At 33.9% G+C, this 11,438-nt stretch carries 13 protein-coding genes; 3 read left to right on the top strand and 10 right to left on the bottom strand.

Going from position 1 to position 11,438, the window contains the following annotated elements; all coding sequences use genetic code 11:
• Nucleotide 1: 1 nt before the first annotated feature.
• Entirely contained in the window at nucleotides 2–463 is a 462-nt protein-coding gene (locus RTP99_RS04300) for an Hsp20/alpha crystallin family protein (protein WP_001288082.1), read from the top strand.
• A 38-nt stretch (nucleotides 464–501) separates the two neighbouring features.
• Here RTP99_RS04300 and RTP99_RS04295 read toward each other — a convergent pair whose 3' ends face one another.
• The gene (locus RTP99_RS04295) at nucleotides 502–1,089 is read right to left on the bottom strand and encodes an SCO family protein (protein WP_000833339.1); all 588 of its coding nucleotides are present in this window, start codon (nucleotides 1,087–1,089) and stop codon (nucleotides 502–504) included.
• Nucleotides 1,090–1,424: 335 nt separating this feature from the next.
• Here RTP99_RS04295 and RTP99_RS04290 point away from each other — a divergent pair, with 335 nt between their 5' ends.
• Nucleotides 1,425–2,399 carry an MBL fold metallo-hydrolase gene (locus tag RTP99_RS04290; protein WP_001129621.1) on the top strand — a complete coding sequence of 325 codons (975 nt, stop codon included), beginning with the start codon at nucleotides 1,425–1,427 and terminating at the stop codon, nucleotides 2,397–2,399.
• A 198-nt stretch (nucleotides 2,400–2,597) separates the two neighbouring features.
• Here RTP99_RS04290 and RTP99_RS04285 read toward each other — a convergent pair whose 3' ends face one another.
• From RTP99_RS04285 to RTP99_RS04270, 4 genes are all read right to left on the bottom strand, one after another.
• A complete protein-coding gene (locus RTP99_RS04285; RefSeq protein ID WP_011040282.1) occupies nucleotides 2,598–3,440 on the bottom strand; it encodes a DegV family protein in 843 nt (280 codons plus the stop codon).
• A gap of 152 nt (nucleotides 3,441–3,592) precedes the next feature.
• On the bottom strand, nucleotides 3,593–3,844 hold the full coding sequence (locus RTP99_RS04280) for a DUF2535 family protein (RefSeq protein WP_000629015.1): 252 nt from the start codon (nucleotides 3,842–3,844) through the stop codon (nucleotides 3,593–3,595).
• 342 nt (nucleotides 3,845–4,186) lie between these two features.
• A complete protein-coding gene (gene tatC, locus RTP99_RS04275) occupies nucleotides 4,187–4,930 on the bottom strand; it encodes a twin-arginine translocase subunit TatC (RefSeq protein ID WP_000390138.1) in 744 nt (247 codons plus the stop codon).
• A gap of 42 nt (nucleotides 4,931–4,972) precedes the next feature.
• Nucleotides 4,973–5,158 (bottom strand): twin-arginine translocase TatA/TatE family subunit, encoded by a 186-nt coding sequence (locus tag RTP99_RS04270; RefSeq protein WP_000492443.1) that lies wholly within the window; start codon nucleotides 5,156–5,158, stop codon nucleotides 4,973–4,975.
• A gap of 213 nt (nucleotides 5,159–5,371) precedes the next feature.
• Here RTP99_RS04270 and trhA point away from each other — a divergent pair, with 213 nt between their 5' ends.
• Nucleotides 5,372–6,031: a PAQR family membrane homeostasis protein TrhA gene (trhA, locus tag RTP99_RS04265; RefSeq protein ID WP_000136895.1), complete on the top strand. Its 660-nt coding sequence runs from the start codon at nucleotides 5,372–5,374 to the stop codon at nucleotides 6,029–6,031.
• Nucleotides 6,032–6,069: 38 nt separating this feature from the next.
• On the opposite strand, the gene RTP99_RS04260 is transcribed toward trhA, so the two are convergent.
• The 5 genes from RTP99_RS04260 to RTP99_RS04240 all read right to left on the bottom strand — a co-directional run bounded on the left by RTP99_RS04260 (nucleotide 6,070) and on the right by RTP99_RS04240 (nucleotide 11,383).
• Nucleotides 6,070–6,789, bottom strand: a complete 720-nt coding sequence (locus RTP99_RS04260) for a lysophospholipid acyltransferase family protein (RefSeq protein WP_000616585.1) — start codon at nucleotides 6,787–6,789, stop codon at nucleotides 6,070–6,072.
• Nucleotides 6,790–6,899: 110 nt separating this feature from the next.
• Nucleotides 6,900–7,535 carry an FMN-dependent NADH-azoreductase gene (locus RTP99_RS04255; RefSeq protein WP_000170016.1) on the bottom strand — a complete coding sequence of 212 codons (636 nt, stop codon included), beginning with the start codon at nucleotides 7,533–7,535 and terminating at the stop codon, nucleotides 6,900–6,902.
• A gap of 242 nt (nucleotides 7,536–7,777) precedes the next feature.
• Nucleotides 7,778–9,763, bottom strand: a complete 1,986-nt coding sequence (pbpC, locus tag RTP99_RS04250; protein ID WP_001233541.1) for a penicillin-binding protein 3 — start codon at nucleotides 9,761–9,763, stop codon at nucleotides 7,778–7,780.
• Between the two features lie 155 nt (nucleotides 9,764–9,918).
• Nucleotides 9,919–10,407: a dihydrofolate reductase gene (locus tag RTP99_RS04245; RefSeq protein WP_000637213.1), complete on the bottom strand. Its 489-nt coding sequence runs from the start codon at nucleotides 10,405–10,407 to the stop codon at nucleotides 9,919–9,921.
• A 19-nt stretch (nucleotides 10,408–10,426) separates the two neighbouring features.
• Nucleotides 10,427–11,383 (bottom strand): thymidylate synthase, encoded by a 957-nt coding sequence (locus RTP99_RS04240; protein ID WP_000679600.1) that lies wholly within the window; start codon nucleotides 11,381–11,383, stop codon nucleotides 10,427–10,429.
• Nucleotides 11,384–11,438 lie beyond the last annotated feature (55 nt).

Below are 11,438 nucleotides of genomic sequence, written 5' to 3'. Positions count from 1 at the left end.
CATGAGTGAAGAAAAAAAAGACTCTTCTCGCCCACCGGTTCGCAATTATTTAAAGCAAATTGATGATTTCTTCGAGCAAACACCACTTCGCAATGTAATTGCTGATTTAAATCATTTTTTCCAAAAAGGAAATCGTTTATTAACATTCCCTGTAGATTTATACGAAGTTGGCGAAGAACTCGTTGTTACAGCTGAACTACCAGGTATACAAAAAGAACAAATTCAAATTGAAATACAAAATGAATACTTAAAAGTCTCTGTAAAAGAAGAGATACTGGAAGAAGAAGAGCAAACATCCCATAACTATTATCGCCGAGAACGTTCCATTTCAGAAGCATCAAGATTAATTAAGTTGCCGTATTCAATTAATAAAAAAGCAGCGAAAGCTTCATATCAAAATGGCGTGTTAGAAATTCGGGCACCAAAACTTCCACAGCAACATGACATTTTATCCATAGACTAATGTAAAAAAGAAGGGTGCTTTAATCTGCACCCCTCTTTTTATTCTGCTAATCGTTTCATATCACGTATAATGTCTTCATACGGCGTATTGCTAATACCATTATACTTTTTCATTACTTTTCCGTTTTGATCAATTAAATAAAATGATGTTCCATGTATAACTTGACCATTCTCTGGTTTATCTACAAGTGATTGGAAATTATCTTTTGAAAACTTTGTAATATCTTCTAACGAATAACCTGTTAACAGGTTCCAGTTACTTGTATCTTCTGTAAACTTTTGAATGAAAGCTTTCAAGTTTTCTGGCTTATCAAGGTCAGGATCTACGCTAAATGATACAAACTGAACATCTAATTTCTCTTCCTTCGCCATTTTCTGTAATTTTGCCATATTAGCAGTCATTGGCGGACAAACTGTTTGACAGTTTGTGAACATAAAATCTGCAACCCAAACTTTCCCTTTTAAATCTTTTGTACCAAATGGCTTTCCATCTTGATTTGTAAATTGGAAAGTTTCTAAATCCCAATTTAATGGTTTACGAAGCTTTGAACCTGATCCACTACATCCAGCAAGTACAAAGAGACAAAATACAACCATAAGACCAATTATTTTTTGATAACGCTTCATTTATAAACCTCTTTTCTCTATCCTAAATTTAAATAGGCTATGCTTATCATAACAAAAGTTAACACTACGAGAAAATTGTTTACTACATTTGTTCACGAAATCGTACGAATTTACGTATGTTACTTCTTTATTTCAAGCGAATTACTAGACAAAATATATTTTTTCACTATTATTTCTCTAAATAGAAGTTGCAAAACTAATTTTATTGTTACTTTTGTAAATAGATCCCCCTATTTTTTAACAATTCCTTAAACATTCATCCATGTTATACACTGTATTCCTTAACAACATTTCGGTACAATACAATTACAACGATTTTAAATGAGGTGATGTTCATGGCAAAGCGCTATGAAAATATGGATAATGTGAGTACAAAAAAATCAATTCGCTCTTTTATACGCTGGCGTAAAGAACGAAAGCAAAACAAAAAAGATTTTTCTTTCTTAGTAGAACAATCACCCGTTAAACAAAGTGCATTTTTGCAAAGTAATGTTGAAAAAACGACTGTCACATGGATTGGGCATTCCACTTTTCTTATCCAAACGAATGGACTTAATATATTAACGGATCCAGTATGGGCCAATAAATTGAAGCTAGTCCCAAGACTTACTAAACCTGGTCTTTCTATACAAGAACTACCTAAAATTGATATTGTCCTCATTTCACATGGTCATTATGATCATTTAGATTTTTCAACACTTCGCCAACTTAATGATGACGTATTATACTTAGTACCCATTGGGCTAAAAAAATTATTTACTCGTAAAAAATTCAACAATGTAGAAGAGTATAAATGGTGGGAAAGTACGACTATTGATGATGTTTCCTTTCACTTCGTACCTGCTCAGCACTGGACGAGAAGATCATTATTTGATATGAACACATCTCACTGGGGTGGATGGATTATTAAAAATGACAATGTGGAGGAAACCATTTATTTTTGTGGAGACAGTGGCTATTTCCAAGGTTTCAAAGAAATTGGCAAACGCTTTTCAATTGATATTGCCCTTATGCCAATTGGAGCTTATGAACCAGAATGGTTTATGAAAATATCTCACGTTTCACCTGAAGAAGCAGTGCAAGCTTATTTAGATTTAAATGCTACACACTTTATACCAATGCATTACGGAGCTTTTGCACTCGCCGATGAAACACCTCGTGAGGCAATAACAAGACTTCGAAATAATTGGAATTTACGTATGTTACCGTGGGAACAACTGCATGTACTCTTTTTAGGTCAAACTTTCACTTATAATGGCGAAACACATGCTAAGAAAGTGAATGAAAAAATTAACACATTACATGTATAACGTAACTACTTATCTTCTATATCCAACATATACTATAGAAAATCATAAAGTGAAACTTTAATTAGTGGGTGTTTTCTATGAATGAATATTTACAGACTCGCTATATCATTAGCGGGAGTGCCTGTATAGCCCTTCTTATTTCTTACTTTCTATTCACATAAAAAAGCTACTTGAAATAAATTTCAAGTAGCTTTTTTATTACTCTGCTAAATACATAAATCCGATTGCACCCGGACCTGTATGAGTACTAATAATAGGCGTTGTAAAGAAAATTTCTGATTTAGCAAATCCACTTACTTTTTCAACAGCCGCTTTTACATTTTCAGCTAAAGGAATTGCTTTCGCATGCGGAATTGCCACAGCTTTTATAACTTTCCCAGCTGTATCTTCCTCAAATAACTTAGCTAACGTTTTTACAATTTGACCTTGGCTACGCACTTTCGTTACAGGGTTATAAACACCATCTTCAAGGCTAGCAATTGGTTTTATATTAAGCAACGAACCGATAAACGCTTTTCCTTTACCGATACGCCCACCCTTCACTAAGTTTTCTAATGTATCTACTACTACATATAAACGAGTATTCTTCCTTACTTCATCTACACGTTTTAAAATTTCTTCTAGTGAGCGTCCTTCATTTGCCATTTTCGCAGCTTCAACTACTTGATATGCTAAAGCATGTGTAATAAATTGCGAATCAACAACTGTTACTTTTGTGTCGGTCATTGATGCAGCACTATTTGCAGTTGCCACAGTACCACTCATTCCACTTGTCATATGAATGGAAAGTACTTCACTTCCATCTTCACCTAACTTGTCATACATTTCTACAAATGTACCCATTGCTGGTTGTGATGTTTTTGGTAGTTCCTCTGATTTAATCATTTCTTCAATAAATTCATCTGGTTGTAGATCAACGCGATCTAAATATGTTTGTCCATTTACAGAGATTGATAATGGTAGAACATGAATGTCATATTTCTCAATTACCTCTTGTGATAAATCTGCCGTTGAATCTGTTACAATTTTAATTTTTTGCATATTATATTCTTCCCTTTCCAATACGCTCTCCTTGTTATTATACTAGTATTCCCATTGCTTTCAACAATTTGAAACGAAATTTCATTAAATTAATTATATTTTTATATCTAAAATGAAAAAGACAGAGCTCTTAACCCTGTCCCCACTCTATATCATGCATTTTTTTCAAGAGTATTTGTTTTATATACATTTAAATAATCATTCCACTTCAAACAATTTTGTAAATATTCACGGAAAGAATACGAAAATCTTGGGTGCTTTTGTTTTTGAATTTTTGCAATAAATAATTGAAGACGAGACTGTATTAGAAACGATAATGGATGCTGCGCTTGTAGGACAGGGATTTCAAATATTTTAATACACTCCCCTGTTGAATGAGTGAAATAAAAACTTTTCGTAATCACAATATCAATCCTCTTTTTCATTGGATTTTTGAACTTCTTCTACTTTACGCTGTAACACGTTGTTTAAAGTGGCGACTCCCATGAATACAAAAGTATCCTTAGACAATCTCTGTAGTCCTTATGGTTAAAAGATTTATACTCTATTCATCTTCACCTAATCCATCCCCCATCCTAAATTCCTAATAAGACAAGGACTCGTTATCCGTATATTGCTTAATATATTCAGTATAAACTTATAAAAGCGCAAAGTTTGTCTAAATTTTGGAGATTCTATAATTTTTTTCTTCTCTATATTGTATACGTTTATAACTAGAGTATAACAAATAAATAAAAAAAGTGCCTTTATAACGAGGCACTTTTCGACTGAATTTCTTCTTCTCTTTTCTTTTTTCGCTTATTAACAATCTTTGATAAAGCGATACTAATTTCATAAATACAAATAAGCGGTACCGCAACTAAACTATGTGATAAAAAATCTGGCGGTGATATACACGATGCAATGATAATCAATGCTACGTAAGCATACCTTCTTATTTTTATTAGAAATTCCGCCGTCAATAGTCCAATACTCGTTAAAAACATTACTACTACTGGTAATTCAAAAATTACAGCAAATGGAACTGTTAAATTAAGAACAAAATGAAAATACTTTTCTGTCGTAAACATCGTATTAAACATTTCATTACCTATAGTAGTTAAAAAATGAAATAAAAACGGCATTACAACGAAATATCCAAAGCATAAACCTGCAATAAATAATATAGACAATACCGGTATATACATTAACGTCATCTTTTGTTCATTTGGATGTAAACCTGGTTTTACAAATAACCAAATTTGTATAGCAGCAAAAGGAATTGTACAAACGATAGCAAATACTGTAGCAATCGAGAAAAAAATCCACAATACATCACTTGGACCGAGAACAGTTAATTTCATTGGTAAGTCTTTTACAAGCCAAAAATAAATATCCTTCGTAAAAGTAAACCCAACAATTAAAAATAGTACAAAGGATAACACGGTATATATTACTCGTTTGCGAAGCTCAACTATATGTTCTACTACACTCATTTCCCGATCTTCCATCTCGTTCACCACACTTTATTTATCCATTTCGAAGAAAATTCATTACATTTTTTCTTTCTTTTCCTTCTCTTGAAATGCATCATCAGTCAATTCTTTCGTTGATTTTTTGAATTCTTTTAACGTTTCCCCTAAAGCCTTTCCGATTTCCGGCAATTTTTTCGGCCCAAATAAAATAAGTACAGCTACTAAAATTAAAATTAATCCTGGAAAGCCAATATTTGAAAACATTTCCCCATCCCCTTTATTAGTAGATTCCTTGTCCTACTATTACATAATTTTATTTTGTCAAAAAAGTTTGAAAACGTCAACAAATCCATTGACTTTTGTCAAAAAAATTCAAAAATATAATCAATTATACAAATTTCATTTTCTATTGCCCTTGTGTATGATATGGTAAGAGAAAAGACATATTATTTTATGATAGTAGAAAGGATTACCATTATGACTGAAAAAATGACACGAATGACACAATTTGTGAAAGAAGAAATTGCAAATGCAATTACACATGGTATCGGTGCCATTTTAAGCATCCCTGCCTTAATCATATTGATTATTCATGCCTCTAAACATGGTACCGCATCTGCTGTTGTTGCATTTACGGTTTACGGTGTAAGCATGTTCTTACTGTACTTGTTTTCGACATTGTTACATAGCATTCACCATCCAAAAGTAGAAAAATTATTTACTATACTAGATCACTCAGCCATTTATTTATTAATCGCTGGCACATATACTCCTTTTTTACTTATTACGCTTCGTGGACCATTAGGTTGGACGTTACTCGCAATTATATGGACACTAGCAATCGGAGGTATCATCTTCAAAATTTTCTTTGTACGTCGCTTTATTAAGGCATCGACGCTATGTTATATCATAATGGGATGGCTCATAATCGTTGCTATTAAACCACTTTATGAAAATCTAACTGGACATGGTTTTTCACTACTTTTAGCAGGTGGAATTTTATATTCTGTAGGAGCTATATTCTTTCTTTGGGAAAAGTTACCTTTCAACCATGCCATTTGGCATCTTTTCGTATTAGGTGGTAGTGCGATGATGTTCTTCTGCGTACTCTTTTACGTCCTACCTACAGCATCATAAAAAAGGTTTCAGCTTAATGTAAGCTGAAACCTTTTTTATTACTTATGTAATTGTGATGCGATAACATCCTGTGTATACTTCGTTAACTCTTTAATATCCATAGTCGCATACTCTTCAGGTGTAATCGGCTTAGAAATTGTTACTGTTGCACGAGCTCGCTTCATACGATTTCCATTCGCTTCAAACATTTTATATGTCCCATCTAATGTTACAGGTAAGATTGCTACACCAGATTTTACAGCCAGATGAAAACTCCCAGCCTTAAACTCTCCAATTTCGCCACCCTTACTTCTCGTTCCTTCAGGGAAAATTACGATAGAATGTCCATTCTTCAATAGTTCAATTCCATCTTTAATCGCTTGAAGTGATTGGCGACGATCGCTACGATCCATAAATACACAATTCATAAGTTCCATCCAAGTTGGTACAACTGGAAACTTTTTAATCTCCGCTTTTGAAACGAAGCCAATTGGTTTATTTAAATAACCTAGTAAAACAGGGATATCCATATTACTCTGGTGATTACTTACAACTAGTACCGGCTTATCTTTCGGAACATTTTCAAGTCCTTTAACTTCTACTGTTCCCCCAGCTACACGTACCATTTTCTTACCAAACCAATTTGTCGTTTTGTACACAGCGTTATCTTTTTCTTGTGGCGACATCGTATTTACTTGTCTTTTAAGACGCCACATTCTTGGTGTAATCGCAATTACGATTAAAATTAAATAAAAGATTTTAAAAAACGTTTGAATCATACAGAACCCCCACCTATTATCATTCCGACCTTCATTATACTAGACAAACGAAGGAAAAAGAAGAAAAAAAGTCCAAACAACAAGTGTTTGGACTTTTTAACCATTCTATATTAGAAACGTTTTGCTAATTCACGAGCATTAGCAATTGCTGCTTCTTTAATTTCTTGTGCTTTTTCAGGGTTTGCATTCATACCTTCAACTGCAATATATTCAGTTTCATTTACACCAATAAATCCTAATACTGTTTTTAAGTGATTGCGGCCGAAGTCTACAGCTGCGTATGCTCCTTCAGAATAAACGCCACCTGTCGCTTGAATGTGAAGTGCTTTTTTACCTTCTAATAAGCCAACTGGACCATTTTCAGTATACTTGAATGTTTTACCTGCAATTGCTAAGTTATCTAAGTATGCTTTTACTACTGGTGGATAGCTAAAGTTCCACATTGGAGTTACAAATACATAACGATCTGCATGCATAAATGTTTCTAAGTTTGTGTTCATTGCTGCAACTTTTTGTTGTTGAGCTTCAGTTAAAGCTTCAAATCCTTCACCTGCTGCAAATTTACCCCAAGCAGCGAATACATCTGCATCGATTGCTGGTACTGTAGTATTGAATAAATCAATTGTTACAACTTCATCTTGTGGATGTTCGTTTTTATAAGCTTCGATGAAAGCTTCCCCTACTGCCATTCCGAAAGAACCTTCTGCTGAATTTGGATTTGCTGTAATAAATAGTACTTTTGTCATTGTATTCTCTCCCTTTTCTACATTTTATCTTTAATTTGAGATTTATAATTTGAAAGTAAATAACTTACCTTATGTAAGTATAATACGAAAAGTTTCGTTCGATGTCAATAAAAAATAGCTACTTTTTTTTCGTAAGTTAATGATTTGTTTTGTTTCCTTAAAATTCAGTATACAGATATTAAGGATTCCTTCATAGAAAAAGGCTAGCTCTACAAATTATAGAGCTAACCTTTTATTACATATTATTTTTGAAATACATGTTTTACTTTTTCAGCTGGAATATTACTTCCGCCTCTACCTTTTACATCTTCAATCATCATAGTAATAACCATATCTGGTGAATTTAAATCAAATGCAGCGAACCAGCCTAATTCTTTTCCTTCAGCCTCTTTTGATACTTTTAATTCCGCTGTACCTGTTTTTCCAGCAAGAGTCATGCCATCAATTTTAGCAATTTTCCCAGTACCATCTGGATCATTAATTACTTTCGTCATAGCAGTTTTTAATATATCCTGATTGCCTTTTGAAATTACATTCTCTTTCCAAGCTTTTGGTTGCTTATCTGTTTTAATTATATATGGAGAAGGTATGTTTCCTTCATTAACAATTGGTGCGTACGTTAATGCTAGATGGAGTGGCGTCATTAATACTTGTCCTTGTCCATAACCTGTGTCTGCCATTTGAATATCATTTTTAATACCATCATTTGCGATTTTAGAAGCTGGGAATCCATATTCAATTGGTAATTTCTCATCGAATCCGAATTTTTTCGCTTCACTCATAAATTTATCTTTCCCGATCTTCAAAGCTTCTTGTGCGAAATAAATATTATCCGAGTATTTCATCGCCTTATCAAAATCAATCGGATTTGCATCTTTTACACGTGTTACATAATAATTACCCCAAGAAGAATCTTTTGTCCATTTTAATCCTTCAATTTTTAACTCTTCTTTTGGATCAATTGTTTTCGTTTCAAGACCGATTGCAGCTGTAATCGGCTTAAATACAGATCCTGGAACTGATAATTGTGTAAATCGATTCGTCATCGGTTTTTTCGGATCATTATTTACCGCATCACGTTGCGCTTTTGACGCCCCTCTTGTAAGGGTATTTGGGTTATAAGCTGGCGTGCTCACAAGTGCAAGTGTTTCTCCAGTCTTTGGATTAATTGCTGCACTTGATCCTACCTCATTTTTCATTTCATTATAAATTTCGGTTTGAACTGCACTGTCAATCGTTAAAGTTACATTTTCTCCATCAACAGCATCTGTTTTTGCTAAATCTTTAATTTCTTTTCCTTGTGCATCTTCTACGAAGACACGACCACCTTTTTTACCGCGTAGCTTTTCTTCCAGTACTTGCTCTAAACCAGCTTTACCTACTGGATCATCTGCTTGATAACCTTTCTTTTGTAACGTTTTTAAATCTTCAGCATTCACTTTTCCAATATAGCCAGTAAGATGTGCGGCTTCTTCTCCCAATGGATATGAGCGAACATTTACTGGCTTTGTTGCAACACCAGGTAAATCTATGTACGTATTTTGTGTTGCTCCTTCAGGCAATATTCCAATTGGTACAAGGTAATTTGGTTTTACCCATTTAGCTGCTAGTTTTTGGTCAATTTCTTCGACAGACATATTTAGTAACTTCGCTACCGTTTCTTTCGTTTGCGGAGCTGCATCCCCTAATTTTTCAGGAATCAATCCGATTTCAGAAGCTTTACCATTTACCGCAAGATATTTACCGTTACGGTCATATATTTCTCCGCGCTTCGGCTCTGTCGTTTGCATACGCACTTTACTATCTTTCGTCATACCTGGGAATATAAAATCAGGAGTCCAATCTATTTTCCAAGATTCTTTATCTCCATCCTTTTCTTTCACCATTTTTGCTTCATGGGCAAAATTGATTTTACCACCAACAGTATCCATGCTTACTTTAAAAGGAACAGGACCTTCATCTTTTTTATCTTCTTTTACTTCTCCTGCTTCTACTTTTAAGTCTTTCACTTCAATGCCAGAATAAATTTTTTCATATTTCTCAGTGAATTCTTTCTTTGAAATATCTTTTTTCGCCTTTTCTGACAATTGATCATACATTTCTGCAAATTTTTGTTTATTCCATGCTTTTGCATATGTATCAAATGCTTCTTGTGGTTTTTCTTCTTTACCACATCCGACTAACATGAATGTTAAGCAAAGAAAAAGAACCCCCCATACCTTTCTCAATCGATTCTCCTCCTCTTTCTATCTTAATACTCTTGAAAATTTTAGCATTTTTACATGCTACCATTCATTATAGCACTATCGAATCTCATCTTTAAACCTATATTGATGGATACAAATAAAAAGATTGATGTGAATTTTCACATCAATCTTTTTTACTATTGTCGCTTCTCATATACATGATAATAGTACGTATACGGATTTTTTTCATCCGTTAAACCTTTTTCAACAAAAATTTCTTTCCAATTTGTCATATCCATTTCTGGGAAGAATGTATCTCCTTCAAATGCATGATGGATTTTTGTTATATATAACTTGTCTACGTAAGGTAAAAAGAGATCATAAATTTGCGCTCCGCCAAAAATAAAGATCTCTTCTTCATTTTTGCATAGCTCAAACACTTCTTCTACAGAATGTGCTACTTCACAGCCTTCAACATGATACCCTTCATTACGAGTTACAATAATATTACGTCTTCCAGGCAGCGGTCTACCAATCGCTTCATAGTTTTTTCTTCCCATAATAAGCGAATGACCCATCGTTGTTTTCTTTACATATTGTAATTCACTCGGTAAACGCCAAGGTAAATTATTATCTTTACCAATTACTCTATTCTCGTCCATTGCGACCATAAATGAAACTATCATCTTTTCATCTCCTCTACAATTACACTGCAACCGGTGCTTTAATTGCTGGGTGTGGATCATATCCTTCAATCGTTAAATCTTCCATTTCAAAATCAAACACAGATTTCACATCTGGATTTAATGTAAGTTTTGGGAACGGACGTGGTTCACGCGCCAATTGCTTTTCTACTTGCTCAAAATGATTCGTATAAATGTGGGCATCTCCAATTGTATGAACAAATTCTCCCACTTCAAGTCCGCATTCATGTGCAATTAAATGTGTTAGTAACGAGTAACTTGCAATGTTAAATGGAATTCCAAGGAATATATCACCACTTCTTTGATATAGCTGACAAGAAAGTTTACCGTCTGCTACATAAAACTGAAATAACGTATGACAAGGTGGTAATGCCATACTTGGTACATCTTCAGGATTCCAAGCAGATACAATTAGGCGACGTGAATCTGGCGTTTTTTTAATCATTTCAATTACATCTTTTAATTGATCAAGCGTCTCACCAGCTGTCGTTTTCCAAGCACGCCACTGCTTACCGTATACGTCTCCTAAATAACCATATTTATTTGAGAAGTCATCATCTTCTAAAACGTTCTTTTTAAACAATTCCATTTGCTCATCGTACTGAACTTTAAATTCCTCATCTTGTTGTGAGCGAAGACCGAAATCAGTCATGTCAGGACCCGTATACTCGTCACTTTCTACCCAACTCTTAAATGCCCATTCATTCCAAATGTTGTTATTATGCTGCAATAAATAACGAATATTTGTATCACCTTTCATAAACCAAAGTAGCTCACTTGCTACAAGTCGAAACGGCACTCTCTTTGTTGTTAATAAAGGAAAACCTTTACTTAGATCAAAACGCATTTGATATCCAAATACAGATACAGTGCCTGTCCCTGTACGGTCTTCTTTCTTCGTACCATGCTCCATTACATGGCGGCATAAATTTAAGTATTCATTTTCAGCATGTTTCATATGTAGAAAAACCTTCTTTCAAATCTCTAGTCTATATGGATTTTATCATAAATTT

It is taken from the genome of Bacillus sp. (in: firmicutes) (assembly GCF_031983925.1).
Classification (GTDB): Bacteria; Bacillota; Bacilli; order Bacillales; family Bacillaceae_G; genus Bacillus_A; species Bacillus_A pacificus.
Note: the sequence above shows the minus strand (reverse complement) of the source record. Positions and strands in the feature narration are given on the sequence as shown.

What these genes read in the sequence shown, in the direction of transcription:
- RTP99_RS04245 (WP_000637213.1), bottom strand. Translation starts at nt 10,407, where the DNA reads ATGATAGTTTCATTTATGGTCGCAATGGACGAGAATAGAGTAATTGGT.
- RTP99_RS04260 (WP_000616585.1), bottom strand. Translation starts at nt 6,789, where the DNA reads ATGATTCAAACGTTTTTTAAAATCTTTTATTTAATTTTAATCGTAATT.
- RTP99_RS04290 (WP_001129621.1), top strand. Translation starts at nt 1,425, where the DNA reads ATGGCAAAGCGCTATGAAAATATGGATAATGTGAGTACAAAAAAATCA.
- RTP99_RS04240 (WP_000679600.1), bottom strand. Translation starts at nt 11,383, where the DNA reads ATGAAACATGCTGAAAATGAATACTTAAATTTATGCCGCCATGTAATG.
- RTP99_RS04285 (WP_011040282.1), bottom strand. Translation starts at nt 3,440, where the DNA reads ATGCAAAAAATTAAAATTGTAACAGATTCAACGGCAGATTTATCACAA.
- tatC (WP_000390138.1), bottom strand. Translation starts at nt 4,930, where the DNA reads ATGGAAGATCGGGAAATGAGTGTAGTAGAACATATAGTTGAGCTTCGC.
- RTP99_RS04295 (WP_000833339.1), bottom strand. Translation starts at nt 1,089, where the DNA reads ATGAAGCGTTATCAAAAAATAATTGGTCTTATGGTTGTATTTTGTCTC.
- RTP99_RS04300 (WP_001288082.1), top strand. Translation starts at nt 2, where the DNA reads ATGAGTGAAGAAAAAAAAGACTCTTCTCGCCCACCGGTTCGCAATTAT.
- trhA (WP_000136895.1), top strand. Translation starts at nt 5,372, where the DNA reads ATGACTGAAAAAATGACACGAATGACACAATTTGTGAAAGAAGAAATT.
- RTP99_RS04255 (WP_000170016.1), bottom strand. Translation starts at nt 7,535, where the DNA reads ATGACAAAAGTACTATTTATTACAGCAAATCCAAATTCAGCAGAAGGT.
- RTP99_RS04270 (WP_000492443.1), bottom strand. Translation starts at nt 5,158, where the DNA reads ATGTTTTCAAATATTGGCTTTCCAGGATTAATTTTAATTTTAGTAGCT.